Below are 25,092 nucleotides of genomic sequence, written 5' to 3' on the forward strand. Positions count from 1 at the left end.
TGGGCCACCTCCCCCCATTGGGGTGACGGAGGCTCAGATCACCTTGGCGCTCATCAGGTCGTTGATGTGCACAGCGCCGACGAGCCGCTCCTCCTCGGTGACCAGCACCACGGTGATGCGGGCGGCCTCCATGAGGTCGGCGGCGTCCACGGCGAGATCGTCGGGGCGCACGCTCTTGGGCTTGAGCGACATGACCTCGCCGGCGCGCAGGCTGCGCAGGTCCGTGCCGCGCTCGATGAGCCGGCGCAGGTCGCCATCCGTGAACACGCCCTGCACGATGTCGGCCTCGTCGACGACGATGGCCAGGCCCATGCTCTTGGCGGACATCTCGCGCATCATGTCGGTGAAGGGGGTGTCGGGCTCGACGCGGGGCAGCGCCTCGCCGCTGCGCATGAGGTCGCGCACATGCGTCAGCAGCTTGCGCCCGAGCGCACCGCCCGGGTGCGAGCGCGCGAAGTCCTCGGGGCGGAAGCCGCGGGCATCCAGCAGCGCCACGGCCAGGGCATCGCCCAGGGCCATCTGCGCCGTCGTGGACGCGGTGGGCGCGAGGTTCAGCGGGCAGGCCTCGACGGCGACGCGGCTGTCCAGCACCAGGCTGGCATGGCGGGCGAGGCTCGATTCGGCGCGGCCGGTCATGGCGATGACGCACACGCCCAGGCGCTTGAGCACGGGCAGCACGGCGTTGAGCTCGTCGCTCTCGCCGGAATTGGACAGGGCAAGCACCACGTCACGGGGCGTGACCATGCCGAGGTCGCCGTGGCTGGCCTCGCCCGGGTGCACGAACATCGCCGGTGTGCCGGTGGACGCCAGCGTCGCGGCGATCTTGCGGCCCACGTGGCCGCTCTTGCCCATGCCCATCACGACCACGCGGCCGTCGCAGTCCAGCACCGTCTGCACGGCCTGGGCAAAGCTGTCGCCCAGGCGGGGCAGCATGTCGGTGAGGGCCTGGGCCTCGATCTGCAGGGCCTGGCGGGCCATCTCGATGGCGCGCGCGGCGTCGTAGGACTGGGGGGCGTTCATGGGCGGCAGTGTACCAACCGGGGTCGGCTGCCGAGGGGCCGGCGGCGGGCTCAGGCGGCCTGCTCGGCCAGCTTGATGTACTCGATGTTGAGCGTGATCAGCTCGCTGTAGCGCAGCACGAAATAGTCCCCGTCGACCACATAGAAGCGGTCGGTGAAGAGCAGGGGGCTGCCGTCCGCGCCGGGGTGCTCGGGCTTGTCGGCGGCCAGGGGCCGGCGCATGACCTCGCGCAGCACCAGGCGGTCGAGCTTGCCTTCGGGGTCGAGGAAGTAGTCGCTCAGCAGGCCGGTGTAGAGGAAGGCCTCGCCCGCGATGTTCACGATGGCGCTGACGGCGATGAGGTCGGGCGCATGGCCGCGGGGGAAGTCGGCGCCGGTGAGCAGGTAGTACCAGGGCGCGCCCGAGAAGCGCAGCCAGGGGCTGAGGCGGGAGCGGTGGCTGTCCAGGCGCCAGTGGCTGATGAGGCGGCGCAGGGCGGTGGGCATCAGGTAGGCGAAGAGCAGCAGGCTGCCCAGGTAGGCCGTGATCGGCCCGGCCATGGCGGCGATCGCCTCGACGGACTGGGCCTGGCGCGCGGTGTCGGAGCCGAGCAGGCGCAGCATCACCTCGGGACGCGGCTCATAGGCCGTCATCAGCCAGGCCAGGCCGCACCACAGCAGGTGCAGGGCGAGCGCCCAGACGAGGGCCTCGCTGACGATCTGGCCGAAGGGGGAGTAGTCGAGGGACTGGCGCTCGATGCGCTTGATGCGGGAGCGGGCGATGAAGCCCGGCAGCAGCAGCGCGAAGACGGCCAGCGTCGGCAGTGCGAAATTCATGCCCGCGTTCGACGATGCCGGGGGTCAGGCGGCCCGCGGAACGACAACGGGGGTGAGCTTGAGGGTGCGGCCGCCATCGGCCTTGAGCTCGATGACGGTGGCCTGCGGGACGGCGTCGGCGGATTCCGGAGCGGCCTGCGCGGCAATGGCGGACTTGCGCGCCAGGTAGTGACGCAGCTGGCCTTTGGCCTGCGGGTCAGCCAGGACGGCCTTGGCGAGGGGGCTCATCAGCGCTTTCATGCCTGGCATGATGCCACAGGGCCGCCGCCGGCGCCCAATGAAAAAGGCCCGCCGGGCGTTGCCAGGGCGGGCCTTGGGTCCGGGCGGCCGAAGCCGCCGGCGGCATTGCGAAAGCTCAGGGGTACAGGCCGCGCTCTTCGCGGGCCTGCAGCACGCGGGTGCAGGCGACGGTGAAGGCGGCGGTGCGCAGCGAGATCTTGTGCTTCTCGCTGGTTTCCCAGATGCCCTTGAAGGCGCCGATCATGATCTGGTCCAGGCGGACGTTGATCTCGTCCTCGGTCCAGAAGAAGCTGGAGAAGTCCTGCACCCACTCGAAGTAGGACACGGTCACGCCGCCGGCATTGGCGATCACGTCCGGCACCACGATGATGCCGCGGTCCGCCAGCACGGCGTCGCCGTCCGGGGTGGTCGGGCCGTTGGCGCCTTCCAGCACGATGCGGGTCGAGAGGCGCTGGGCGCGCTCGGCAGTGATCTGGCCTTCCAGGGCCGCGGGGATCAGCACGTCGGTCTTGACGTCCCAGAAGTTCTCGTTGTCGATCTTGTCGGCGCCCTTGAAGCCGCCCACGCCGCCGGTCTTGGCGACGTGGTCGAGCAGGTCCGTCATGTCCATGCCCTTTTCGTTCAGGATGGTGCCGGTGTGGTCCTGCACGGCGACGATCTTGGCGCCGTTGGCGGCGAACATCTTCGCGGCCACGGAACCCACGTTGCCGAAGCCCTGCACGGCGATGCGGGCACCTTCCATGGGCACGTTCAGGCGGCGCATGGCTTCACGGCCGATCACGAACACGCCGCGGCCGGTGGCGGCCACGCGGCCCAGCGAGCCGCCCAGGGGGATGGGCTTGCCGGTCACGACGCCGGTGGCGGTGGCGCCGACGTTCATCGAGTACGTGTCCATCATCCAGGCCATGATCTGGCCGTTGGTGTTCACGTCCGGTGCCGGGATGTCCTGCTGCGGGCCGATGATGATGCCGATCTCACTGGTGTAACGGCGCGTAACCTTTTCCAGTTCCTTCAGCGACAGGGTCTTGGGATCCAGGCGGATACCGCCCTTGGCGCCGCCGTAGGGCAGGTTCACCGCGGCGTTCTTGACCGTCATCCAGGCCGACAGGGCCATCACTTCTTCCAGCGTGACGTCCGGGTGGTAGCGCACGCCGCCCTTGCCCGGGCCGCGGGTCAGGCTGTGCTGCACGCGGTAACCCTCGTAGTGGGCGATCGTGCCGTTGTCCAGCTCGATGGGGATGTCGACGATCAGGGCGCGCTTCGGGCGGCGCAGGGTTTCGACCCAGCGAGCCAGGTGGCCCAGGTAGGGTTCCACGGCATCGATCTGCGACAGATAGGTGCCCCAGGGGCTGTTGCGCGTGGGCGAAACAAAGGACAGGTTGGGCATGTAATGCTCCGTAATCTTTAGCGTGGCGCGAACGGTATCGCGAACCGGGATCGCGAGGCCAGTGAATCCAAAGCCGAGTGCACATGCGCCTATGCGGGGAACGCATAGGTGGTGGAAGTTTGCGCCGAAGCCGCCTTTCGCGCAAATTTTTGCTCAGGTGGGGGCGGGTTGCCACCCGTGCCGCTCTGATACCAGCCTTGTGGCGAAAGCCGCGGGCCGGGGAATCCCGCCGGCGCCGCACGCAAAAAGGGCCGGACGGTGTCCGGCCCGGTGGGCTGCGGCGGGGCCGTTCTCAATCCTGCCGCAGGCATTCGATCGGCAGGAGCTTGGACGCGCGCCGGGCCGGGTAGTAGCCGAAGAAGAGGCCCACGAGGCTGGCGAAGCCGACGGCCACCACCACATGCTGCGCGGAGAGGCTCACCACGACCTTGTCCAGCGCGTTGATGCCCAGGGCGCCCAGCGCGGCCAGCCCGAGGCCCACGAGACCGCCGATCAGGCACAGCACCACGGACTCGCCCAGGAACTGCCAGAGCACGTCCCGGGGCTTGGCGCCGATGGCCATGCGGATGCCGATCTCGCGCACCCGCTCGGAGACGCTCACCAGCATGATGTTCATGATGCCGATGCCGCCCACGAGCAGGGAGATCGCGCCGATCACGCCCAGGCCGATGGACAGCCCCCGGGCGATCGACGATCCCGTCTCGGCGATGCTGGCCAGGTCGGTGATGGCGAAGTCGTCCTTCTTGTCGCCCGTGATGTGGTGGCGGTCGCGCAGCAGCTCCTCGGCGTCCTGGCGGGCGTCGTCCATCTGGCTGGCGTTGCGGGCCTGCAGGCTGATGTAGTGGACGAGCCCGGGCCGGGACAGGCGCAGGGGCATGGCGCTGATGGGCACCAGCACCAGCTCGCCAAGCTCGGTGCCGTCCAGCGTGCGGCCCTTGCCGGCCAACACGCCGATGATGGTGAAGGGCTGGCCGTCCAGGCGCACGACCTGGCCGATCGGGTCGCGGTCGGCGTAGTACTTGCGGGCCAGGGCCGAGCCGATCACCACGACGCGGTTGGCGGACTGCACATCGCGCTCGTCCAGGGCCACGCCGCGGTCGATCTGCCAGTTGCGCAGCTCCAGCATCGCGGGGGTGATGCCCAGCACGGTCTGGTTGCTGTTGGCGTCGCCGTAGTGCAGCTGGAAGAAGCCCTGCAGCGCGGGCGCCGCGCCGCGCAGGCTGGGCAGCTGGGCCAGGGCGCGGGCGTCGTCCACGGTGAGGTTGGGCACCTCGCCCGCACGCCGCCGCACGCCGCCGTCCACCGGCGTGCCGGGCTGGACGATCAGCTGGTTGCTGCCCAGCACCGCCAGCTCCTTGGCGATGAAGGCGCGCACGGAGTCGCCCACGCTGAGCATGAGCAGCACGGACGCGATGCCGATCACCACGCCGAGCATGGTGAGCGCGCTGCGCAGGCGGTTGCCGTTCAGGGCCCGGAGGGCCTCGATGAAGATCTGGAGGGGTCTCATGCGTAGGCCTGTTCCTCGGGGCGCCCGTCGAAGGCGATCAGTCCGTCCTTGAGGCGCACCAGGCGCCGGGCCTTGAGCGCGACGTCCGGCTCGTGCGTGACCAGCACGATGGTGAGGCCCGCCTCGCGGTTGAGCTTGTCAAAGACCTCCAGCACCTCGGCGGTGGTCTGGGTGTCGAGGTTGCCGGTGGGCTCGTCGGCCAGGAGCAGCGGCGCCTCGTTGGCCAGCGCGCGGGCGATGGCCACGCGCTGCTGCTGGCCGCCGCTGAGCTGGTTGGGCATGCGGGCCGCCATCGCGCCGAGGCCGACCTGCTCCAGCATGTGCCGTGCCCGCTCGCGCGCCTGGTGGCGGCTGCGGCCGGCGTAGATCATCGGCAGCGCGACGTTCTCCAGCACGTTCATCCGCTTGAGCAGATTGAAGCTCTGGAAGACGAAGCCGATCTGGCCGTTGCGCACCGCGGCGTGCTCGGTGGCGCTCAGGCCGCTGACATCCTGGCCCTGCAGCGTGTAGCGGCCGTCGTCGCAGCGGTCCAGCAGGCCCATGAGGTTCATCAGCGTGCTCTTGCCGGAGCCGCTGGAGCCCATCAGCGCCACGTAGTCGCCGGGCTGGACGTCCAGGTCGATGCCATGCAGCACGGGCGTCTGCACGTCGCCGGTGCGGTAGCTCTTGCGGATGCCCCGCATGCTGAGCACCGGCGGGCGCGCCGCGCCGGTGGCCGCCCCGGCGCTGGTCTGGGTGGCGTGCGCGCGCATGTCAGGCCCCCTCGCGCACGTCGGTCTTGGCGCGGCGGATGACCACGGTGTCGCCGGGCTTCAGGTCCCCGCTGAGCAGCTCGGTGAAGCGGGTGTTCGAGATGCCGATGGTGACCTCGTGCGCCTCCAGCTTGCGGTTGGGGCCCTCGGTGTAGACCTTGAACACGCGTTCGCCGTCGCGCAGGCTGCTGAGCACGCCGTCGTCGCTGGCCGAGGGGCTGGTCTCGCCCTTCTTGAGGCGCTTGACGAGCAGCTCGTCGTCGTTCGGCTTGAAACGCAGCGCGGCCGTCGGCAGGCGCAGGCTCTTCTCGCTGCTGGCCACGACGATGCGCGTCTGCGCGGTCATGCCGGGCTTGAGAAGGCCTTCGGGATTGGCGACGTTCACGATGACCGTGTAGGTCACCACGCCCTGCGTGTTGGTCGGGTTCAGGCGGAACTGCTGCACGCTGCCCTCGAACTCACGCGAGGGAAAGGCATCCACGACGAAACGCACCTTCTGGCCTTCGCGGATCAGCCCGACGTCGGCCTCGCTGACGTTGGCCTGGATCACCATCTCGTTGAGGTCGCGGGCCAGCAGGAAGAGCTCGGGCGTCTGGAAGCTCGCGGCGACGGTCTGGCCGACGTCGATGCTGCGCTTGATGACGACGCCGTCGACCGGGGCGCGGATGATGCTGTTGTTGAGGTCGGTGCGGGCGGCGTCGAGCTGCGCGCGGGCCAGCTCGCGGTCGGCGCGCGCGGCTTCGGCCTCGCGCAGGCTCTGGTCGCGCTGCGGGGTCGAGATGAAGCCCTGGGCGGCCAGGGCCTCGTTGCGGCGCAGCGTGGCTTCGGCGAAGGCGAGGCGGGCCTCGGCCGACGCCAGCTGGGCGCGGCCCTGGCGCTCGCGGGCCTCGAAGTTGGCGGAGTCCAGCCGCGCCAGCACCTGGCCCTTCACGACCTTGTCGTTGAAGTCCACCAGGCGCTGCGCCACGGTGCCGCTGACGGCCGTGCCGACGGTCACGGTGGACACCGGCTGCAGGCTGCCGTTGGCCATGATGACCTGCGTGATGGCGCCTTCGTCCAGCGCGGCGGACTTGAAGGGCGACGGGCGGGTGCTGCTGGACGCCTGGCTGTTCCAGGCCCAGCCGGCGAGCAGAGCGGTGGTGAGCACGCTGCCCAGCACGAACCAGCGGCGACGATTCTTGAGCATCTTGATCTCCTTGCGGCCCGGGCGCACGGCGCCTCGGGCGAGGGGTGTTCAGGGGCGCCGGAGCGCGGGTTCAGAGCAGGCGGAAGCCGATCAGCGCGACGGCGTGTTCGGGCAGCGTGAGGCGGACCTGGTCATCCCAGCCGGCATCGGCCTTGATGCTGGCGCAGTACAGCGTGCGGCCCGTCGTCTGGCTGTGCTCCTTGACCTTGCTGTCCAGGCGCACGGTGGCGAGCTCGGTGCCGTCGGCACTGGTGGCCTTGAGCGACTGGTCCTCGCGGGTGGAGCACACGTCGAAGCTGGCATCGGAGCGCGACAGCAGGCGCCACTTGAAGGGGAAGCGTTCGCGGTACACGGCCTGGTAGTCGCGCAGCACCTGGCGCACCCAGCCCATGTCGGACGCGCTGCCGCCGAGCTGCGGCACGAGGGCGAAGTTGCCCACGCCCCAGGCACCATCGGCGCGGTTCACGGTGAGGTCGGCCTGCTTGACGTCGACGGGCAGGTCGTGCGGCACGACGTAGAGCTCGCCGATGGCCGGGGTGATGGCCACGTCCTTGTCCTCGTCGTAGACGCTCACGCGCAGCGGCGTGGTCTTGTCCCGGCTGAACAGGCGCATGCCCTGGCGGATGTGGCCGTGGCTCAGCTCGTGGATGGGGCGCACGGTGCGGGCCCAGGTCTCGTAGGGCATCACGGAGCTGCGCTTGCCGTTGACCTCGACGGCGTCCGGCGTGCCGGGCTCGGTCTCGATGCTGGCGGCCTGCGAGCCGGCCGGCAGGGCGGCGGCGGCCAGCAGGGCGAGGGCGAAGAGGCGGGAGAGGGCGGTGGGCGTGCGCATGGTCATTGGCTCCGGTTGACGAGACGGCCCTGACGGTTCAGGCGGACCATCTCCAGCGTGAGGCGTGCTTCGATGTTGTGCTTGATGGAGGGGCAGGGCGAGATGCCCTCCGTCCAGTGCTTGGGGCACTTGCCCCCGCAGATGGGCAGGATGCGGCAGCTGTGGCAGGGCACCTCGCCGGCGAGGATGCGGTCGTTCCAGTCGGCGAAGGGGCGGGCCTTGGGCGGGCTGATCGCGGGCTTGCGCACGTCATCCAGACGGTAGAAGCGCACCTCCTGGTAGGCGGGCACCTGCGAGACCTCCGTGCAGTTGAAGGCCTCGCCGTAGGGGTCGATCAGCTCGGCCTCCTCGCGCACGCTCATGCACACGATGGGCTTGAGCGCCTTGGGCACGAGGCTCGGCGACTGCCCGGCGTCCATCAGCCGGCCCAGCAGGTCGACCTCGAAGTCGGCGTAGCGCTGCTGGCTGAGCGACTCCAGGTGCGCATCGTTGCCCCAGCTGTGCACGGGCGCCGTGTAGAAACGGAAGTGGCGCAGCAGGTCCTGCTCGCGCAGCGTCTCGACGAGGGCGATCGTGCCGTCGTGATTGCGGCCGTCGACGTTGCAGCGGATCGAGATCCAGGCCCCGCAGCTCGCGAAGCGCGGGTCGGCGGCGATGCCCTTGAGGTTGTTGAGGATGGTGTCGAAGGAGGGGCGGCCATCCTTGGTCACGCGGCGCTGGTCATGGAACTCGCGGGCGCCGTCCAGCGTGATGTCGAAGGCCATCACGCGGTGCTGCTCCACCAGCTCGAAGAAGAGCCGGGGCGTGAGCGCCACGCCATTGGTGGCCATCTGGGCGCTGTAGGCCAGGCGGTGCTCCTTCGCGAGGGCCTGCAGCCGAGGCGACAGGGTGCGGATGGAGGCGATGCCCAGCAGGGGCTCCGCGCCGAACCAGCCGATCTGCAGGCGCCGGTAGCCGCCGCGCTGCGCCAGCTTGTGCTCGGCCCGCGTCAGCACGCCCTGCATGATGGCGTCGTCCATGCGCCGGTTCTCGTGCTTCTGGCCGCAGTAGTCGCAGCCGAGCTGGCAGTTCGCCGACGGCGCGATGCCCAGGTAGAGCATGTCGTCCGATTTGATCGAGGCCTTGTTGTGGGCCACGACCACGGCGCGCTCATCCTCATGGGCCGGCACCAGGATCTTGTGCTCGACCAGCGCGGACTTCAGCGCGACCGGCAGCTGGTCGATGCGGCCGTGCTGGACGTCCGCCCAGTCGGCATCGCTCACCAGCAGCGAGCGGGCGCTGCGGGTCGAATAGACCATGCGGAAGGCGCGCCGGCCGACGGCGGGGCTCACGGCCAGGTAGTGGCTGGCGCGCAGGGCAGGGGAAGTGCTCATGGTCATTGGGCCACCAGCAGCTCGCTGGCGACGATCTGTTGCAGGGACTGCGGGTCCTTGAAGAACTGGGCCAGCCACTGGCCGGAGATGCCCTGCCGGCTGTCACGCAGGCGCTGCATCCAGCTCGTGTAGATGGGCGGCACGCGCTTGAGCTCGTCGGTCTGCGAATCCAGCAGCAGGCCCTGCGACGGCTCGTACAGGTGGTAGCGGTCCTCGTTGAAGCGGTAGTGACGCTGGGGTTCGAAGGCGCTCATGCGGCGCTGCTGGGCGCGGGTCCGGTAGCTGTACCAGCCCATCTCCCACTGCTCGGCGTGATGGAGGGCCGCCGCCTCGAACCGGTGCCACAGCTGCTGCAGCGCCTGCTGGGCGAAGGTCTCGCGATCGCCGGCCGGATGCAGCGCATCGCCGATCTCGACGCTCACCGTGCCGTCGACTTCGCGCCAGGAGACCATGGGCACCAGCGGCAGGCCCAGCTTGTGCGCCAGGTAGGCCGCGCCCATGCGCGCCAGGATCTCGCGCCCGGCGAAGCGCAGGCCCACGGTGTGCCGGTCCTCCTCCGCCGAGCTCATCTGCCCGCGCTGGCCGCGCTGGCCGTCGATGCAGATGTAGAGGCTGCGCCCCTCGCGCAGCGTGCGCATCATCTGGATCAGGGCAGCGCCGCCGTCGCTGTTGAGGACGTTGAGCTCGGCATCCCAGAGCCGGCGCTCGCGCCCCAGCTGGTTCATGCGGACCATCGCGCCGCCATGCTCCTGGGCCATGCCCGGGCCTGCCACGATGGACATCGGCACGCCGCGGCGCAGCAGCAGCACCGGCTGGATGGCCCAGGCGCCCAGGTGATAGGAGCAGTAGATCGCCGGCCCGTCGGCCGGGCGGCCGCGCTGCAGATTCAGCAGCCCGGCAGTTTCGAGGTCGCAGATGGCGCCGAACTCGAACTTCTTCATCTCGCGATGACGGAAGTTGTCCCGGTACTGCTGGCGGCTTTCACCGTGAGCGAGCTGCGGGAAGAAATATTCATGCGCGATGCGGAATCTCAACCAGTCCAGGCGCTCGGGGCCGGGAATATCCAGGTTGAGGGCTGCGGCGCTGTCACCCGCATCAAAATAGGCATTTTGATGGGCTTCCCGCAGTTCATGGAGAGGGGGTTCTGCTTTTGACATGGCTATACGCTCTCATCAGGAAGGGACGTGCGAAGAAGAAAAGCAGGATCAGGCTGACGGCTGAGGAAAAGAGAGTCCTCGGATGGTCGATCGCCAGAATTTCCAAGCTTTGCGCGCTGGCAATATCGAAACTTCGGTTGAAGCTGATATAGGTGGATTTCAGCAATCCCCAGCTCACGAAAGCCAGGAATACATAGTTGCAGACGGCATACCCCGCGATGAACCATTCGGTGCCGGTCACCGGCAGGCGGGCGCGCAGGCGCTGGAATACGATCCAGCACATGCCGCCGGCGCGCTGATACAGGTCGTGAAGGCCCAGGAAATCAGCCAGCAGCCAGTAACCGTCATTCCGGATGAAGGGAATCAGCACGAAGATCGCCGTGGCGAGGTTCGACTTGAACGCCAGCGTCAGCCAGGCCTGCGTGTGGCCGCTGGTGAGCGCGATGCCGGCATAGAGCACCACGGTCGCGAGCATCTGGAAGTAGATGCCGCCCAGGTTCACGACGAAGCGGGACTTGCGGTCCACCAGCCAGGCGTTGCTCACATTGGCGAAGAAGACCGGGAAGATGAGGTAGAAGCCGAAGCCGATCTCCTGCGGCGGCTGCCCGACGTGGCGCATGCCCGCGGCGTGGCCCAGTTCGTGGAACAGCAGGACGGCCACGATGCAGGCGTAGCCCATCAGGAGGTCCAGCGCCGTCAGGTCCAGGCTGCGCAGCTGCGTGCCGCCCACCTGGTGGAAGACGAAGAGATCGGCGAGGACCAGCACCGTCAGCAGGCTCACGGCCCACACGAGGGGGGCGGCGAACAGGCCGGCCAGGCGTGCGGCCAGGCGCTGCACCAGCGTGGCGGGCAGGACGGTGATCGAGGTGTGGATGTAGTTGCGGCTCGGACGCTCGGGCGCCAGGCCCGCGATCCGTGCCAGGAGGTCCGCCTTGAAGGCGTCACGGCCGGCGGGGGCCACGCCCCAGCGGTCCATCAGGCGTTCGCAGCCGGCGTCCACGCCCTCCTGCTTCAGGACCGTCAGGGTCTCGTGCAGGCGGGGTTGAATCTTGAAGTGGCGGCCGTTGAGCTCGGCCTGGAAGGCACCGTCCACCACCTGGAGCTGGACCTGGGAGACCAGGGCTGGGATGTCGAGGGTGCTCATGATGGGAGGGTCTTGGAAAGGGCGGGATGCACCCGAAGGCAGGTGAATGTCTGAATGCATCCCGCTGCCTGAGTTTCATGCGGCATGAAACCCAGGCCACGGGCCCGAAATTACTCGGAAGCCTGCTCTTCGCGGGGCGAGCAGATGAAGTTGGTGATGTCGATCAGGTCCTGGTCGGCAGCAGCGTTGACCATTTCGAAGCGCTGGTCCAGTTCGACGGCAGCCAGTTCGTCCTTCAGGGTGTTCAGGTCGGTGTTTTGCATGATGTTTCCTTGAAAAGGTGATTAAAGGTTTTGACCGGGTATATTCGGTCCTTGAAAAGGACTCCGGGTTTTTATTCCGAAGCCATGGCCTTTGAATGAGAGGCAACTTTCTTCTGCAGCTTTCCGGTTGCTTTCTGTTATTCGTTCAGCGCATGGGTTGAACTCTAAATATCAGATCCGTAGGGCGCTACTGACAAAACTAATAGGTGCGTGCGCCCGGCCGTTCTGATGGCTGGCGCGGACGCCGGCGGCAGGGCGGGCGGCCCCAGGCAGTACCATCGCCCGATGAGTTCCCTGGACCTTGCCCTGCTGTATCTCGTGGCCGCCGTGCTCGGCGTGGTCGTCTGCCGCAGCCTCAAGCTGCCGCCCATGCTGGGCTACCTCACGGTGGGGGTGCTCATCGGGCCGAACGCGATGGCGCTCTCCGGGGATTCCGAAGGCGTGCGCTACCTCGCCGAGTTCGGCGTCGTCTTCCTGATGTTCGTGATCGGGCTGGAGTTCAACCTGCCCAAGCTGCGCAGCATGCGCTCGCTCGTGTTCGGGCTGGGCCTGCTGCAGGTGCTGATCACCATCCTCGGCACGATCTTCGGGAACGTCCTGCTGGACCATGTCTTCGGCTGGCTCGGCCTGCGCTGGGACCTGGGCTGGGAAGGGGCACTGATGCTGGGGGCGGCGATGGCCATGAGCTCCACCGCCATCGTCGTGAAGCTCATGGCGGAGCGGCTGGAGCTCGAGAGCGAGCACGGCCGCCGCGTCATGGGCGTGCTGCTGTTCCAGGATCTGGCGGTGGTGCCGCTGCTGGTGCTGATCCCGGCGCTGCGCAGCGAGGGCAGCGAGATGGCCGTGTCCCTGGCCTGGGCGGGTCTGAAGGCGGCGGCCGTGCTGGCGCTGCTGCTCGCGGGCGGGCAGAAGGTCATGCGCTGGTGGCTGACCCTCGTGGCGCGGCGCAAGAGCGAGGAGCTCTTCATGCTCAACCTGCTGCTCGTGACCCTGGGGCTGGCCTGGGTGACCGAGCACGCCGGGCTGTCACTCGCGCTGGGCGCCTTCGTGGCGGGCATGCTGATCGCCGAGACTGAATACAAGCACCAGGTGGAGACCGACATCCGCCCCTTCCATGACGTGCTGCTGGGTCTGTTCTTCATCACCATCGGCATGAAGCTGGACTGGCGCCCGGTGGTGGCGCAGTGGCCGCTGGTCGTGCTGCTGACCCTGCTGCCGCTGCTGGCCAAGGCCACGCTGATCGCGGTGCTGGCCAAGCTGTTCCGGGCGCCCACGGGCGTGGCCATCCGCACGGGGCTGTACCTGGCGCAGGCGGGCGAGTTCGGCTTCGTGCTGCTGAGCCTCGGGGCGCAGCACCAGCTGATCGCGCCGCAGTGGGTGAGCCCGGTGCTGGCCTCCATGGTCATCTCCATGCTGGCGACGCCGCTCATCGTGATGTACAGCAACCGCATCGTGATGAAGCTCTCGGCCAGCGACTGGCTGCTGCAGTCCGTGCAGCTCACGACCATCGCGAAGAAGTCCATCAAGGCCGATGCCCACGTGATCATCTGTGGCTACGGACGCAGCGGCCAGAACCTGGCGCGCCTGCTGGACGCCGAGCACATCCCCTACATGGCCCTGGACCTCGACCCGGACCGCGTGCGCCAGGCCGCGGCCGCCGGGCAGAGCGTGGTCTTTGGCGATGCGGCCAAGGTGCAGAGCCTCATGGCAGCGGGCCTGGCCCGCGCCAGTGCGGTGGTGATCAGCTACCACGACACCCCCTCGGCCCTGAAGATCCTGCAGCTGGTGCGCGAGCACGCCGCCCATGTGCCGGTGGTGGTGCGCACCATCGACGACAGCGACCTGGAGCGCCTGCGCGCGGCCGGCGCCACGGAGGTGGTGCCCGAGGCCATCGAGGGCTCGCTGATGCTGGCGAGCCATGCGCTCGCGCTGGTGGGCGTGCCCATGCGCCGCGTGATCCGCCTGACGCGTGACGCCCGCGACGCCCGCTACGGCCTGCTGCGCGGCTACTTCCACGGGGCCGATGACGACAGCGCCGAGGAGCGCGAGCAGGCCCGCCTGCGCTCCGTCACACTGCCGGTGGCCACGCCCTATGCAGGCGAACCGCTCGGCCAGCTGGCCCTGCAGGCCGTCGGCGTGCAGGTGGTGTCGGTGCGGCGCGCCAGCGGGGCCGTGCGCCCCGCGCATGACGCGCTGGAGCTGCAGGGCAGCGACACCTTGGTGCTCGCTGGCACGCCCGAGGCGCTGGCGCTGGCCGAAGAGAAGCTACTGCGCGCCTGACCCGGGCGTCGCAGGGGGCCAGGCCAGGCGGGGCACGAGCAGCGCCGAGCCCGCCTCGCTGAGGTGGCCCTGGTCGCGGTAGAGCATCACGCCGTCCTGCGTCACGTCGCAGCGCCCCTGACGGCACAGCAGCGGATCGAAGCGCAGTACCGGCAGCGACGCGCCCGCCTGCGCAAGCCAGGCCTGCACGGCGGCGTCCCCGGCATCGCGGTGTCCGGCGTCGATGCGGCAGTCCGGCGTGGCGCCCAGGGTCCAGCGGCCCAGCGCCTGGCGTTCCAGGCAGGCCGCGACGTTGAAGTCGGCCCGCGGTGGCGGTGCGATGAACAGCACCCGCCGACCCAGCGCCTGCAGCTGCCCGGCGGTGTGCCGCAGATCGTCGAGCAGCGCCTGGTGCAGGGCCGGGCCCGTGAGCGGCTCGCCGACGAGGCGACCTTGGGCGTCGAGGCGCCGCGCCTGGTAGCGGGGCTCGTCGAGGTACTGGGTCAGCAGGCTCGACAGCACCACCGTCTGCACCTCGGGATGTGCGGCCAGCCAATCCAGCACGGCGGCGTTGAAGGCCTGGCACCGGGCGATCCAGGGCGGCGCGAAGGTGTCGCCCGGTGCCGCGGCCGGCTTGAAGGGCGCGAGGCCGAGGAAGGGGCCGCAGGAGGACTTGGTCGCCTGCAGCAGGCCCTCGCCACCCACATGGCGGGCAAGACCTGGCACCAGGTGCATGGCGTAGGAGTCGCCCCAGACCATCCACCGGGGCGTGGCGCCCTGCTGGCATTCGGGGCGCGGCGCATAGGGCTGCTCGGCATCGCACCAGGGCGAGAAGCCATGGTTGGGGCGCGTGAGGCGGGCGAAGTCCTGCCCGTCCGGCGCCAGCACCCAGCGCTGCGTCCAGGCGGGCAGCAACGCCAGCAGCACCGAGCCCGCGACCAGCGCCGCGACCCCGCGGGCCCCGTGCAGGCGTGCCTTGCCCGGCACCTCCACCCAGCGGTGCAGGGCCCAGGCGAGCGGCAGGGACAGCGCCAGCGCCGCGAGGCGCCAGCCGGTCAGCTCCGGCGAGGGCGCCCGTCCCGTGCCCAGCCACGCGTTGTGCACGGCGGCCATCAGCGGCCAATGGACCAGGTACAGCGAGTAGCTGCGGTCCCCCAGCCAGACGATCGCCCGCAGGGGGCGCGGCGCCTGGGGGGACGCGGCCGGCTGCCCCACGAGCAGGGCCGTCGCCAGGCACACCCCCAGCGCCAGCGGCCCCGGATGCGGCCAGCCCGGCAGCGGCAGCAGCGGCAGCGCGAGCAGCGCCAGCACCGCCAGCCCGCGCACGAGGCCGGGCAGGCGCCGCGGCAGGGGAGTCAGCGCGACCAGCGAGCCCAGCCCCAGCTCCCAGGCGCGGCTCGGCAAGGCGTAGAAGGCGAGGCTCGCGTCGCGGTGCAGCAGATGGACACCCACGGCGACGCTGCCCAGCACCATCAGGCCCACGGCGAGGCGCCGCCAGCGTGGCGCGCAGCACCACAGCAAGGCCGGCAGCAGGAGGTAGTACTGCTCCTCGAGCGACAGCGACCAGAAGTGCAGCAGCGGCTTGAGTTCCGCCGCGCCCTGGAAATAGCCGCTCTGCTGCCAGAGCACCCAGTTGCTCGCGAAGAGCAGGGCGCCGCGGGCCTGGCCGGCGAGGTCCAGCTGCTCGCGCGCATTGAGCAGCCACGGGCTGGCCAGCAGCGTCACGGCCAGCGTGACGTAGGCGGCCGGCAGCAGGCGGCGGGCCCGGCGCGCATAGAAGTCCCGGAAGCTGAAGCGCCCCGCCAGCAGGGCGCGCTGGACGAGGCCCGTGATCAGGTAGCCCGAGATCACGAAGAAGATGTCCACCCCGAGGTAGCCGCCCGGGAGGCCGGGCAGCTGGGCATGGTGCAGCAGCACCCAGCCGACGGCGAGCCCGCGCAGGGCCTGGATGTCCCAGCGCATGGGCTTGTCTGTCGCCGAGGCGACGGGAAGGGTCGTGTCCATGTGGCGCCGCATTGTCGGCCCTGCCGCCTGCGCGACAGCCGGGCCCTGGCCGCTGCGCCACACTGCGCGCATGTCCCAGCCCTCCCGCACTGCCGGTCGCCGGCGCCGCCTCTACCTGATGCGCCATGGCGAGGTGTGCTACTTCGATGCCTCGACGGGCCGGCCCGTGCTGCCCGAGCAGGTGAGCCTGACGGCCCACGGCCAGGCCCAGGCACGTGCCGCCGGCCTCTACCTGCGCGAGCAGGGCGTGCGGCTGGACCGCGTCATCATCTCCGGCCTGCCCCGCACGGCGCAGACCGCCGCCGAGGTGCTCGGCGCCGCGGGGCTTGCCACGCTCGAGCCGCAGGCCTGGCCGGCGTGGGAGGAGATCCGTGGCGGCAAGCTGTCCGAGATCCCGCCGGCGGCGCTGCAGCAGGCCTTCTGCGGACTGCACCAGGGCCGGGTGGACGAGACGCAGCGCTTCCTGAACGGCGAGTCCGTCGGCGAGTTCCTCGACCGCGTGCTGCCGGCACTGCAGCGCCTGCGGGCCGACCCGCACTGGGACAGCGCCCTGCTGGTGCTGCACGGCGTGGTCAATGCCGCGCTGCTGTCCCATGCCCTCAGCGGCGGACAGCGCGTGCTCTTCGGCAGCCTGATGCAGAGCCCCGCCTGCCTCAATGTGATCGATGTGGGGGACGAGCCCGCCGACTGGGTGCTGCGCGGCCTGAACTTCGCGCCCCTGGACGGCTTGCGTCACGATGACCGGCTCACCACCATGGAGCATCTGCTGGCCCAGTACCTGCAATGGCGCGATGGCCGCACGCCGGCCGGACGCCCCGACGCGGCGCCCGCCGCCTGACCCGATTCCCTTCTTCAAGGACCCGCCATGAACTTCGACTACAGCCCCAAGGTCCAGGCCTACCGCGAACGCCTGCTCGCCTTCTTCGACCAGCACATCTATCCCAACGAGCGGCGTTTCCATGAGGAGGTCGAGGCCAACCGTCGCGCCGGCAATGCCTGGGTGCCGACCCGCCTGATCGAGGAGCTCAAGCCCCTGGCGCGCGAGGCCGGCCTGTGGAACCTCTTCCTGCCGCAGTCGGCCCGCGCGCCGGAGGGCCTCTCGAACCTCGAGTACGCGCCGCTGTGCGAGATCATGGGCCGCGTGACCTGGGCGGCCGAGGTCTTCAACTGCTCCGCACCGGACACCGGCAACATGGAGACGCTGGAGCGCTACGGCACCGAGGCCCAGAAGGACCGCTGGCTCGAGCCGCTGCTGCGCGGCGAGATGCGCTCGGCCTTCCTGATGACCGAGCCGGAGGTGGCCTCCTCCGACGCCACCAACATCCAGTGCCGCATCGAGCGCCAGGGCGACGAGTACGTGATCAACGGCACCAAGTGGTGGTCCAGCGGCGCCGGCGACCCGCGCTGCGCGCTGTACATCGTGATGGGCAAGACCGATCCGGAAGCCGGGCGCCACGAGCAGCAGTCGATGGTGCTGGTGCCGGCCGACACCCCGGGCGTGACCGTCAAGCGCCACCTGCCGGTCTTCGGCTACGACGACGCGCCGCACGGGCACATGGAGATCGAGCTGAAGGACGTGCGCGTGCCCGTCTCCAGCATCCTCCTGGGCGAGGGCCGCGGCTTCGAGATCGCCCAGGGCCGCCTCGGACCCGGGCGCATCCACCACTGCATGCGCTCCATCGGCGCCGCCGAGCGGGCGCTGGAGCTGATGTGCCAGCGCGCCATCGCGCGCGTGGCCTTCGGCAAGACGCTCGCGCAGCAGACGGTGACGCAGGAGCGCATCGCCGAGGCGCGCTGCCTCATCGAGCAGGCGCGCCTGCTGACGCTCAAGGCCGCCTACATGATGGACACCGTGGGCAACAAGGTCGCCAAGGCCGAGATCGCGATGATCAAGATCGTGGCGCCCAACATGGCCCTCAAGGTCATCGACTGGGCGATCCAGGTCTACGGCGGCATGGGCGTCTCCGATGACACGCCGCTGGCCATGACCTGGGCCCATCAGCGCACGCTGCGCTTTGCCGACGGCCCGGACGAGGTGCACCGCAATGCCCTGGCCAAGCTGGAGCTGGCGCGGCACATGAAGCTGTCATCCGAGAAGGTCGAGATGCCGGTGACGCGCGGGGCCTGAGCGCCCGGGCGGGTCCATCCCCCTAAGGTTGGGGAGAGGGTCAGGACTTGTCCGTCTGGGCAGGGGCCGGGGTTGTCCCTAGGATGCCGGCTTTGCCCGCGAACGCGTCCGAAGCCCGCTCCCCGCCATGTCCAGCCCGCCCGCCACTGCTCCTGTGCGCCGCCGCCCGCGGATGCGCTGGGCCGCGGCCTTGCGCGGCACGCAGGACCTGCTGCTGCGCAAGGGCATGGGGGTGCTGCTGCTGCTGTGCCTGCTGATGCAGCTGGCCTGCTTCCTGGCCGGCCTGCACGCGCATGCGCAGGGCGAGCCGGTGCTCGGCTGGGCCATCGCCGGCATGGTGCCGGGCCTGCTGGCCGCCGTGCTGGGCCTCCTGATGCTCTTCCACGGACGCCGCCAGATCCAGCGCGCCTACGACCAGCTCGAGGAAGCCATCGACGCGCTCCCGGCCAGCGTCGAGATCTTCGATGCCGAGGACCGGCTGGTGGCGTACAACCGCAAGCTGATCGAGATCTATCCGCACATGTGGGGCGCCTTCGACCGGGGGGCCAGCTTTGCGGAGATGGCGCGGGCCTCGGCCTTCAGCGGCGGCGTGCCCGAGGCCCGCGGCCGCGAGGAGGCCTGGCTGGCCGAGCGGCTCGCGCAGCGCGGCCAGCAGGTCGAGCCGCTGCTGCAGCGCGTGCATGACAACAAGTGGCTGCGGATCCACGAGCAGCGCACGGCCTCCGGTGGCATCGTCGGCGTGCGCATGGACGTCAGCGACCTGGTGCAGGAGCAGCAACGCCTGGCCGCCAGCCAGGCCCATCTGCAGGCCGTCATCCTGGCCGCGCGCAACGCCATCATCACGCTCGACACCGACGGGCACATGCTCGAGGTGAACCCGGCCTGCGAGGCGCTCTTCGGCTACACCGCGGGCGAGCTGCAGGGCGCGCACCTGAGCATGGTGCTGGACGCCAGCGAGCGTGGCGAGGCCCGCCTGCAGCCGCAGCTGCTGCTGGGGCGTCAGCACGAGATGAACGGCCGTCACCGCGGCGGCATCGGCCTGGCGCTGCAGCTGAACGTGGCGGAGGTGAAGACCGCCACCACCCACCTCTTCGTCTGCATCATCGCGGACTTCACCGAGCGCAAGCGCCAGGAGCTGCGCCTGCGCCATGCCAATGAGCTGCTGGCCCGCCAGACCACGACGGACGGCCTGACCCGCGTGGGCAACCGCCGCCTGTTCGACGAGTTGCTGCGCCAGGGCTGGCAACGCAGCCAGCAGCACGCGCAGCCGCTGTCCCTGCTGCTGCTCGATATCGACCACTTCAAGCAGTACAACGACTGCCACGGCCATGTGGCGGGAGACGACTGCCTGCGCCGGGTCGCAAGCCTGCTGCAGTCCTGCGTCAACGAGGCCGTGCTGTGCCGCTACGGCGGCGAGGAGTTCGCGGTGCTGCTCGAGAACGTGGATGCCACCGAGGCCCGCCAGGTCGCGCAGCGCTGCCTCGACAGCCTGCGCCTCGCAGCGATCCCGCACGGCGCGAGCCCGCTGCGCGGCGGCGTGACCCTCAGCATCGGCCACGCCACGCGGGTGGCGCAGCCGGGCGAGGACGGGGGGCTGCTGGTCGAGCTGGCCGATGCCGCGCTGTATGCGGCCAAGCGCAACGGCCGGGCGCGGCTGGTGAGCGACAGCCGCTGCGCCTGAGCCCGGGCGGCGGCACAATGCGCGCCATGAGCGCTTCCGACCTCGACTTCATCCGCCAGCAGATCCGCACCGTGCCCGACTGGCCGAGCCCGGGCGTGCAGTTCCGCGACATCACCCCGCTGCTGTCCAGCCCCAAGGCTTTCCGGGTGCTGATCGACCAGTTCGTGCACCGCTACTTCGATGCCCGCCCGACGGCCATCGCCGGTCTGGATGCGCGCGGCTTCATCATCGGCTCCGTGCTGGCCTACGAGCTCAACATCGGCTTCGTGCCCATCCGCAAGAAGGGCAAGCTGCCCTTCACGACGGTGCAGGAGAGCTACGAGCTGGAGTACGGCAGCGCCACGGTGGAGATCCACACCGACGCCGTCGGACCGCAGGATCGCGTGGTGCTGATCGACGACCTCATCGCGACGGGCGGCACCATGCTTGCGGGCCTGCGGCTGCTGCAGCGCCTGGGCGCCGAGGTGATCGAGGGTGCGGCGATCGTCGACCTGCCCGAGCTGGGGGGCTCCGACCGCATCCGCGCGGCCGGCCTGCCCTTGCATACTCTCGTGCATTTCGACGGTCACTGAACCCCACACGGCCCACGGGGCCCCGGACGCTGCCGCCGAAGCGCCAATCAGCGCCATCCAGTGCCGTGCGTGCCGTTTGTGCCATCCAGTGCACGTGAGCGCCGGTCAGCGTCCCTGGGAGCGCTCTCAGCGCCCTTCCGCGCCGACGCCGCTCAGGGCCGCCGCTGCCGGACCCGCCACTGCAGGTCCAGCGCGGCCGGCCGCAGCGTCACCTCCAGCACTTCCTGCGGCAGCGGCGCCTGGCTGGGCAGCAAGTCCAGGACCGGGGCGAGCAGGGCCAGCAGCGTCTTCATCTGCAGCAGCGCGGCGTAGCGGCCCGGGCAGGTCCGGGCGCCCGCCCCGAACGGCATCGACGAGGGGCAGGCGGCCTGCCCGTCGACGGCGAGCCAGCGTTCCGGGCGGAACTGGTGCCGATCCTCGGGGCCGGCCTGCAGGGCGCTGAAGCGGTTGAGCGTCATGAGGCCCGCACCCCGGGGCACCTGCACGCCGCCCACGACCTGGTCCTCGGCGGACTGGAACATCAGCAGGCTGATGACCGGCTTCAGGCGCTGCGACTCCTGGATCAGCGCCTCGGTGTAGGGCAGGCGGCGCAGGCAGTCGTAGTCGGGCAGGCCCGTGGGGTCGCAGCTGTGGGCGATCTCCATCTGCAGCTGGTGCCAGGCGCCGGGATGGCGGCTGCTGTGCGCCAGCAGCCAGGCCAGGGAGTAGGCGCTGGTGTCCTCCCCGGCAAAGACCAGTTCCGTCAGCAGGCGCACGAGCTGCTCGTCGCTCAGCTCGATGGGGTGCTCGCCGTCCTCGGGCCGGGCCTGGGCGACCAGCAGGGCGTCCAGCAGGTGGCGCGGTGCGGCGTCCGGGTCTTCGGCGCGATGGCGGCGGGCCTGCTCGATGAGGGGCAGCAGGGCGACGCGGACCCGGGCGATGGCGTCGTCCACGGCGCGCTCAGGGGCGGTCTTGAACCAGCGCCACAAGGGGACCGTGCTGTTGATGCGGCGCCAGACCTGGCCGATGAGGAACTCGATGTCGGCCTGCAGCTGCTGGCTGCCGGGGCCGGCCCCGAGATCCACGCCCGTGGCCAGCGCCACGCCCACTTCCAGCGAGAAGCGCGGCAGGTCCCGCGCGAGGTCGGGCGGCAGGCCGGCCTCGACCGAGCGGACCCAGCGGTCGCGCCAGCGCGTGCCGATGGTCAGCAGCTGGGGATGGAAGGCGCGGAGCATGTCGGGCGTGAACGCACGGACGGTCAGGCGGCGCAGGGCCTGCCAGCGCTCGCCCTCGCTCATGAAGAGGCCGTCGACGCCCAGCTCCTGGCAGACGCGCCGTGTGGTCGGGCTGCGCAGCACGCGCTGGGGGCGGCGGCGCATGACGTCCTGGGCCAGGGCGTGGTCGGCCACGACGAGCACCGGGCGGCGCCCGAGCTGCAGGCGGTAGAGCGGGCCCAGCGTGGCGGCCCAGCCTTCGAGCTGCTGCTGCAGGCGGCGGCGGTCCAGGCTCAGCAGATGGCCCAGCAGCGGCAGCGCCGGCGGGGCGGGCAGCGCGCGCAAGGGGCGGGGTGCGGGGGGGGACGCCGGTGCGCCGCCGGCCTGCAGCGGCAGGCCGAAGTCAGCGGGACCCGGGCGCGGGCCGGGGTCCGTGGCGTCACGGGTGGGCTTCATGCTTCTCACTCCCTCAAGGTGGCGCGATGTTAGTAGCGTCTCGAGGGAGTGGCCTGAGGAGGGACCCTCAGGCTGTCAGCAAATGAAAGGAGGCGGCGGCCTGCTTGCCGGACCGAGCCCCCCCGGAGGCTGGCCAGCAGGCCAGGGGCGCCGACCGCGCGGGCCGGCGGTGCAACACCGCGCGGCATTGCATCCGCGTTTTTCACGCTTGGCGGACAGCACGCTCTGGCACTAGGCTTGCCAGCCTCGGACGTCCGTCGCGCTGACGGGCGTCGGCCCACCCTGGAGCTCACGATGAACCTGCCCTCGACCGGCGCCCCTGCCGCTGCGCCGCGCCTGCGTGCCAGCGATTTCAGCCCCGGCATCCTGCGCCTGTTCGACCGCTATGTGCATGGCGACGTCAGCCGGCGCGAGTTCCTGGACGCCGCGCAGCGCCTGCTGGGCAGCGCTGCCGCCGCCACGGCCACGCTGGCGGCGCTGAGCCCGAGCTTCGCCTCGGCGCAGCAGGTGAAGCCGGACGATCCCCGCATCAGCACCCGCCGACAGCGCTTCGACTCGCCGGCCGGCCATGGCACCGTGCGCGGCCTGCTTGCCGCACCGGCGCAGGCCCGGGGGCCGCTGCCCACCGTGCTGGTCGTGCACGAGAACCGCGGCCTGAATCCGCACATCGAGGACATCGCCCGCCGCCTGGCCGTCGAGGGTTTCCTGGCCTTCGCGCCGGACGCGCTGGACAGCCTCGGCGGCTATCCGGGGGACGAGGACCGCGCCCGTGAGCTCTTCCCCAAGCTGGAACCCGCCAAGGTGCGCGCCGACTTCATCGCCGCCGCGCAGGCGATCCGGGCGCTCCCGCAGAGCAACGGCCGGCTGGGCGTGGTGGGCTTCTGCTTCGGCGGCAGCATCGCCAACTTCCTGGCCACGCAGCTGCCCGAACTCCAGGTGGCGGTGCCCTTCTACGGCAGCCAGCCGCCGGTGGAGGACGTGCCGCGGATCCAGGCCGAACTGCTGCTGCACTATGCCGGGCAGGACGAGCGCATCAACGCCGGCTGGCCGCGCTACGAGGCCGCGCTGCGGGCCGCCGGCGTGCGCTACGAGGCGCATGTCTACGAGGGCACGCAGCACGGCTTCAACAACGACACCACGCCGCGCTTCGACGCCCAGGCGGCGGCCCTGGCCTGGGAGCGCACACTGGCGCTGTTCAGGGCGCGGCTGGGCTGAGCGGCGTCGCGGGAGCGGGCAGGCGCGAGGCCGCGAGCAGGTCGGCCAGCCGTTCGGACAGCATCACGACGGCGTCCGAGGGGCCCAGATTGCTCGTCACCGCGACGGCGGCGCGGGTCTCCCAGACGATGGCCAGGTTCGCGCTCATGCCGGGCGCTCCGCCCGCGTGCCCGCGCACGCGCAGGCCGTGGGCCGGCCGGTCTCCGAAGCCCGCGGCATAACGGCCCGGGCCCGCGGGCACGCCATCCTCGAACATCCGGGCCAGCGTGGTGTCCTTCACCAGGCGCCCGGACTGCAGGGCGTCCGCGAATCGCAGGAGGTCCGCGCTCGTCGAGAAGCCCCCGCCGGCCGGGCTGCCCTTGAACGGCAGCGTCATCCAGTTGGCCTTCCAGCGGGCGGCGAAGGGCGCGTCCCGGAAGTAGCCGGTGGCCAGGTGTGGCGTGATGTCCTCCAGGCTGTCGAGGCCGCTCGACGTCATGCCGGCCGGCGCGAAGACGTGCCGCTGGAGGTAGTCGCCATAGGACTCGCCCGAGACCTTCTCGATGATGCGGCCCAGGACGACATAGCCCGCATTGCTGTAGCTCCAGCGTTCGCCGGGCGCGGACGCCCGCGGCTGGCGGGCGATCAGGTCGAGGTAGTCCGCCGGGTCCTCGAAGCGCTCGCGGTGCTCGAAGAACTCGGGGACGAAGAAGTCGCCCAGGCCGGTCGTGTGGTGCAGCAGGCCCCAGACCGTCATCTGCCGCGCCGCGTCGCGGTCGGGGTACTCCGGCAGCAGCTCGGCCACGCTCGCCTGCCAGGACAGCTGGCCGGCCTCGACGAGCTGCGCCACGGCCACGGCCGTGAACATCTTGCCCATGGAGCCGATGAGGAAGCGCGTCTGCCCCGTCACCGGCGTGCCATGGCGGCGCTCGGCCAGGCCGCGGCAGGTTTCGTACACCGTGCGCCCGCCGGCCGACACGGCCAGGCAGCCCGCGAAGTCGTCCGTGCGAACCAGCTCGGCCAGGACCGGCTCGATCACGCCGGGCAGCTCGGCCAGCGTGGCGAGCTTTGCGGGCCAGTGGGCGTAGGGGCGCGGATCGTCCTGGGGCATGAAGTCCGCCGCGCGCAGCGTGCCGGCCTGCGCGTCGTCGGCGGTGAGCACGAGCAGCGCCTGCTTGCCGCTGCGACGGCTCTTCAGCGTGAGCAGCAGCAGCTCGCCCTGGGGCCCCTCGGGGCGGGCCTCGAGCAGGTCCACGCCACCGCTGTCGGCGGCCGTCGACACCAGGCCCTGGATGAAGGCGCGCTGGTCGGCCTCGGCCATCTGCCGCGACAGGATGGTGGGCGCCCAGCGTCGCAGCTGTGCGGGTGCGTCGGCATTGAGATGCCGGACGATCTCGGCACCGAGGCGCCCGGCGGGCGCGCTCATGAGGTCGGCGGGCAGAGGGGCGGGGACGGGCTCGGCCGAGGCCGGCGCCACGGCGGCCAGGCAGACGGCGGTGGCGAGGGCGAGGGCGAGGGCGCTGAGTGTCAGCGTCAGCGAGGAGAGGCGGGCAGGGCGGGATGTCATGGGGTGCAATCCTTGGACCGATGAGGCACGGCAGACCTTGCCGTGTCCCTGCCTTGGATGCGCGCGGCCCGATTCCGGATGCACTGAGTGAAAAAAATCCTGTCAGCGCACGGGGGGACGTCGTGATGCCGCCGGCGCGATGGGGGCGGGCGCGCGACGGACGGCGGGCCCAGGCAAGACCTGCCCCTGACGGGGCTTCATCCGGACCCCAGGCCTGGATGCAGACCTGAACGGGCGCCGGGGGCGGTTCGTCCCACCGGGCGCAGCGCCCGTTGGCGGCGGCGATGGGCTGTGCATCGCGCACCGAGTCATCGCGAGCTGCGACAGCGCCAGCGTGCGGTGACAGACAGACGGGGGCGGTG

At 70.6% G+C, this 25,092-nt stretch carries 22 protein-coding genes; 7 read left to right on the top strand and 15 right to left on the bottom strand.

Annotation, left to right across the window (positions count from 1 at the left end; genetic code table 11):
* Positions 1–33 precede the first annotated feature (33 nt).
* The 10 genes from QRD43_RS04800 to QRD43_RS04845 all read right to left on the bottom strand — a co-directional run bounded on the left by QRD43_RS04800 (position 34) and on the right by QRD43_RS04845 (position 10,053).
* Complete coding sequence (locus QRD43_RS04800) at positions 34–1,020, bottom strand: KpsF/GutQ family sugar-phosphate isomerase (RefSeq protein WP_285981330.1); 987 nt, start codon at positions 1,018–1,020, stop codon at positions 34–36.
* Between the two features lie 50 nt (positions 1,021–1,070).
* Positions 1,071–1,835: a hypothetical protein gene (locus QRD43_RS04805; RefSeq protein ID WP_285981331.1), complete on the bottom strand. Its 765-nt coding sequence runs from the start codon at positions 1,833–1,835 to the stop codon at positions 1,071–1,073.
* A 24-nt stretch (positions 1,836–1,859) separates the two neighbouring features.
* Positions 1,860–2,063 carry a hypothetical protein gene (locus tag QRD43_RS04810; RefSeq protein ID WP_285981332.1) on the bottom strand — a complete coding sequence of 68 codons (204 nt, stop codon included), beginning with the start codon at positions 2,061–2,063 and terminating at the stop codon, positions 1,860–1,862.
* A 127-nt stretch (positions 2,064–2,190) separates the two neighbouring features.
* The gene (locus QRD43_RS04815; RefSeq protein ID WP_285981333.1) at positions 2,191–3,462 is read right to left on the bottom strand and encodes a Glu/Leu/Phe/Val family dehydrogenase; all 1,272 of its coding nucleotides are present in this window, start codon (positions 3,460–3,462) and stop codon (positions 2,191–2,193) included.
* Positions 3,463–3,754: 292 nt separating this feature from the next.
* Positions 3,755–4,969 (bottom strand): ABC transporter permease, encoded by a 1,215-nt coding sequence (locus QRD43_RS04820; RefSeq protein WP_285981334.1) that lies wholly within the window; start codon positions 4,967–4,969, stop codon positions 3,755–3,757.
* On the bottom strand, positions 4,966–5,721 hold the full coding sequence (locus QRD43_RS04825) for an ABC transporter ATP-binding protein (RefSeq protein ID WP_285981335.1): 756 nt from the start codon (positions 5,719–5,721) through the stop codon (positions 4,966–4,968). Before QRD43_RS04825 ends, QRD43_RS04820 begins: the two co-directional genes overlap by 4 nt.
* A 1-nt stretch (position 5,722) precedes the next feature.
* Positions 5,723–6,907 (bottom strand): efflux RND transporter periplasmic adaptor subunit, encoded by a 1,185-nt coding sequence (locus QRD43_RS04830; RefSeq protein ID WP_285981336.1) that lies wholly within the window; start codon positions 6,905–6,907, stop codon positions 5,723–5,725.
* Positions 6,908–6,977: 70 nt separating this feature from the next.
* On the bottom strand, positions 6,978–7,739 hold the full coding sequence (locus QRD43_RS04835) for a hypothetical protein (RefSeq protein ID WP_285981337.1): 762 nt from the start codon (positions 7,737–7,739) through the stop codon (positions 6,978–6,980).
* 2 nt (positions 7,740–7,741) lie between these two features.
* Positions 7,742–9,112, bottom strand: coding sequence for a radical SAM/SPASM domain-containing protein (locus QRD43_RS04840; RefSeq protein WP_285981338.1), 1,371 nt, complete (start codon positions 9,110–9,112; stop codon positions 7,742–7,744).
* Between the two features lie 2 nt (positions 9,113–9,114).
* Positions 9,115–10,053, bottom strand: a complete 939-nt coding sequence (locus QRD43_RS04845) for an LpxL/LpxP family acyltransferase (protein ID WP_285981339.1) — start codon at positions 10,051–10,053, stop codon at positions 9,115–9,117.
* Between the two features lie 6 nt (positions 10,054–10,059).
* Here QRD43_RS04845 and QRD43_RS04850 point away from each other — a divergent pair, with 6 nt between their 5' ends.
* A complete protein-coding gene (locus QRD43_RS04850) occupies positions 10,060–10,266 on the top strand; it encodes a hypothetical protein (protein WP_285981340.1) in 207 nt (68 codons plus the stop codon).
* On the opposite strand, the gene QRD43_RS04855 is transcribed toward QRD43_RS04850, so the two are convergent.
* Both QRD43_RS04855 and QRD43_RS04860 read right to left on the bottom strand, forming a co-directional pair.
* On the bottom strand, positions 10,241–11,413 hold the full coding sequence (locus QRD43_RS04855; protein WP_285981341.1) for a zinc metalloprotease: 1,173 nt from the start codon (positions 11,411–11,413) through the stop codon (positions 10,241–10,243). The genes QRD43_RS04850 and QRD43_RS04855 overlap by 26 nt on opposite strands.
* A gap of 110 nt (positions 11,414–11,523) precedes the next feature.
* A complete protein-coding gene (locus QRD43_RS04860; protein ID WP_285981342.1) occupies positions 11,524–11,676 on the bottom strand; it encodes a hypothetical protein in 153 nt (50 codons plus the stop codon).
* A gap of 285 nt (positions 11,677–11,961) precedes the next feature.
* Between QRD43_RS04860 and QRD43_RS04865 the strand changes: the two genes are divergently transcribed.
* The gene (locus tag QRD43_RS04865; RefSeq protein WP_285981343.1) at positions 11,962–13,956 is read left to right on the top strand and encodes a monovalent cation:proton antiporter family protein; all 1,995 of its coding nucleotides are present in this window, start codon (positions 11,962–11,964) and stop codon (positions 13,954–13,956) included.
* Here the strand turns inward: QRD43_RS04865 and QRD43_RS04870 are convergent.
* A complete protein-coding gene (locus tag QRD43_RS04870) occupies positions 13,942–15,939 on the bottom strand; it encodes an acyltransferase family protein (RefSeq protein WP_285981344.1) in 1,998 nt (665 codons plus the stop codon). The genes QRD43_RS04865 and QRD43_RS04870 overlap by 15 nt on opposite strands.
* 70 nt (positions 15,940–16,009) lie before the next feature.
* Between QRD43_RS04870 and QRD43_RS04875 the strand changes: the two genes are divergently transcribed.
* The 4 genes from QRD43_RS04875 (at position 16,010) to QRD43_RS04890 (ending at position 20,320) form a co-directional block, all read left to right on the top strand.
* Positions 16,010–16,777 carry a histidine phosphatase family protein gene (locus tag QRD43_RS04875; RefSeq protein WP_285981345.1) on the top strand — a complete coding sequence of 256 codons (768 nt, stop codon included), beginning with the start codon at positions 16,010–16,012 and terminating at the stop codon, positions 16,775–16,777.
* A 27-nt stretch (positions 16,778–16,804) separates the two neighbouring features.
* Positions 16,805–18,067, top strand: coding sequence for an acyl-CoA dehydrogenase family protein (locus tag QRD43_RS04880; protein ID WP_285981346.1), 1,263 nt, complete (start codon positions 16,805–16,807; stop codon positions 18,065–18,067).
* A gap of 127 nt (positions 18,068–18,194) precedes the next feature.
* Positions 18,195–19,748 carry a sensor domain-containing diguanylate cyclase gene (locus QRD43_RS04885; RefSeq protein WP_285981347.1) on the top strand — a complete coding sequence of 518 codons (1,554 nt, stop codon included), beginning with the start codon at positions 18,195–18,197 and terminating at the stop codon, positions 19,746–19,748.
* A gap of 26 nt (positions 19,749–19,774) precedes the next feature.
* On the top strand, positions 19,775–20,320 hold the full coding sequence (locus QRD43_RS04890; RefSeq protein ID WP_434063821.1) for an adenine phosphoribosyltransferase: 546 nt from the start codon (positions 19,775–19,777) through the stop codon (positions 20,318–20,320).
* A gap of 152 nt (positions 20,321–20,472) precedes the next feature.
* Here the strand turns inward: QRD43_RS04890 and QRD43_RS04895 are convergent, their stop codons facing one another.
* Positions 20,473–21,969, bottom strand: coding sequence for a cytochrome P450 (locus QRD43_RS04895; protein WP_285981349.1), 1,497 nt, complete (start codon positions 21,967–21,969; stop codon positions 20,473–20,475).
* Positions 21,970–22,263: 294 nt separating this feature from the next.
* Between QRD43_RS04895 and QRD43_RS04900 the strand changes: the two genes are divergently transcribed.
* Positions 22,264–23,184 carry a dienelactone hydrolase family protein gene (locus tag QRD43_RS04900; protein WP_285981350.1) on the top strand — a complete coding sequence of 307 codons (921 nt, stop codon included), beginning with the start codon at positions 22,264–22,266 and terminating at the stop codon, positions 23,182–23,184.
* Here the strand turns inward: QRD43_RS04900 and QRD43_RS04905 are convergent.
* On the bottom strand, positions 23,165–24,730 hold the full coding sequence (locus QRD43_RS04905) for a serine hydrolase domain-containing protein (protein ID WP_285981351.1): 1,566 nt from the start codon (positions 24,728–24,730) through the stop codon (positions 23,165–23,167). The genes QRD43_RS04900 and QRD43_RS04905 overlap by 20 nt on opposite strands.
* Positions 24,731–25,092: the final 362 nt, after the last annotated feature.

The sequence above is a fragment of the Roseateles subflavus genome (assembly GCF_030285365.1).
In the GTDB taxonomy this organism is placed as follows: Bacteria; Pseudomonadota; Gammaproteobacteria; order Burkholderiales; family Burkholderiaceae_C; genus Roseateles_B; species Roseateles_B subflavus.